This window comes from Mycolicibacter senuensis (genome assembly GCF_003284925.1).
Taxonomy (GTDB): domain Bacteria; phylum Actinomycetota; class Actinomycetes; order Mycobacteriales; family Mycobacteriaceae; genus Mycobacterium; species Mycobacterium algericum_A.
This window is the reverse complement of the sequence record NZ_QMEX01000278.1, coordinates 1-1,787: the sequence shown is the minus strand read 5'-3', so window position 1 is coordinate 1,787 and position 1,787 is coordinate 1. Positions and strand designations below refer to the sequence as shown.

Genomic DNA, 1,787 nt, shown 5'->3' with positions numbered 1-1,787 from the left:
TGGCAAAAACAACAACAAACAAAAACCACCAAACACACTATTGAGTTCTCAAACAACACGCCCCACCCGGACGCGCAGTCAACCCGCGGCTAAAAGCCGCGCGTCGGCAGTGCGGACAGATGAGTGCCCCGGAATCACTCTGTGAATCTCGTTCGATTCCGTGGGCTTGTCGCGCTGACCGGGTCTGCCCTGGTCGCGGCGACGTGCACTAAGTTACGCGAGGTGAAACTGGGAGTCAAATCCGCTGCTAGCAGGGCTATTTCGGCGCCTTCAAGATCAACTTCGTGCGGCGCCCGCTCCCCCGGGTTGCCCGGGTCGAGTCCTCGCTAACCACCCTGGACGCGTTGGACGCCGGCCACGTTGCGCTTGCCGCGGCGCACCACCAGCCACCGGCCGTGCAGGAAGTCCTCCGACTGCGGCGACCATTCCTCGCTGTCGATGCGGACGTTGTTCACCGAGACGCCCCCCTCGCCAATGGTGCGGCGGGCTGCCCCGCGACTGGCCGACAGCCCGGTGGCGACCAGCAGATCGACGATGCCGTCCGGGCTGCCCGGCGCCAATTGGGCCACCGGCGTCTCCTGCAGCGCCGCGGTGAGCGTTGCCTCGTCCAGCCGGGCCAGCTCCCCCCGGCCGAACAGGGCGTGGCTGGCCAGCTCGACGGCTTCGGTGGCCGCCTCGCCATGGACCAGGGTGGTGAATTCGCGGGCCAGCCGGCGCTGCGCGGACCGCTCCTGCGGTCGTTCGGCGGTGGCCTTCTCCAGCTCTTCGAGCTCGTCGGCGGACAGGAAGGTGAACCAGCGCAGGTAGCGGACCACGTCGGCGTCAGCGGTATTGAAGAAGTACTGGTACCAGGCGTACGGGCTGGTCATCTCCGGATCCAGCCAGAGGCTGCCGCCGCCGGTGGACTTGCCGAACTTGGTGCCGTCGGCCGCGGTCACCAGCGGGACGGTCAGCGCGTGCACGGTCGCACCCAGCTTCTGACGCACCAGCCGGACACCGGCGATGATGTTGCCCCACTGGTCGGAGCCGCCGATCTGCAGTGCGCAGCCGTACCGCCGGTACAGCTCCACGTAGTCGTTGGCCTGCAGCAGCATGTAGCTGAACTCGGTGTAGGAGATGCCCTCGGAATCCAGCCGGCGCCGGATGGTGTCGCGGTCGAGCATCACATTGACAGAGAAGTGTTTGCCCACGTCACGCAGGAATTCCACTGCCGACAGCGGCGCGGTCCAGTCCAGGTTGTTGACCACCACCGCGCCGGTGGGCCCGGTGTCGAAGTCGACGAAGCGCTCCAGTTGGCCCCGGATCCGCTCGGACCACTCGGCCACCGTGTCGGCGGTGTTCAGGGTGCGTTCGCCGGTTTCGCGGGGATCACCGATCAGGCCGGTGGCCCCGCCGGCCAGCACGATGGGCCGGTGGCCGGCGCGCTGGAATCGGCGCAACGCCAGTAGCGGCACCAGGTTTCCGGCGTGCAGGCTGGGCGCGGTGGGATCGAATCCGGCATAGACGGTGATCGGCCCGCCGGCCACTTCGGCACTCAGCGCATCCAGGTCGGTGGATTGGGCGATCAGGCCGCGCCAGGCCAGCTCGTCGAGAATCGTCGTCGGCATGAGTCGATTTTCCCGGATCAGTCGCTGGCGCCGGGCGCCGGTGCCCGCGGGCTTCGTCGGTAGGCCGAAACCTCGGGCTTCCCGGGCACCCACAATCGCCACGGCCGGTCGGCGGCCTGGCTGACGCCCACCCGCGGCCCGGCCCCGGCTTGGATGCACAGCACCTCCAGGCCGGATTCT

Annotated in this window: 1 protein-coding gene and 1 pseudogene; both read right to left on the bottom strand. The window is 68.0% G+C overall.

Annotation, left to right across the window (positions count from 1 at the left end; translation table 11 throughout):
* Positions 1-326: 326 nt before the first annotated feature.
* Positions 327-1,607: a tyrosine--tRNA ligase gene (gene tyrS, locus DQP56_RS24095; protein ID WP_112689586.1), complete on the bottom strand. Its 1,281-nt coding sequence runs from the start codon at positions 1,605-1,607 to the stop codon at positions 327-329.
* 17 nt (positions 1,608-1,624) lie between these two features.
* A pseudogene (locus DQP56_RS24090) lies at positions 1,625-1,787 on the bottom strand (DNA-3-methyladenine glycosylase); the annotation flags it as partial.

Excerpts from the sequence above, each read along its gene's own strand:
- tyrS (WP_112689586.1), bottom strand. The coding sequence starts at position 1,607 with ATGCCGACGACGATTCTCGACGAGCTGGCCTGGCGCGGCCTGATCGCC.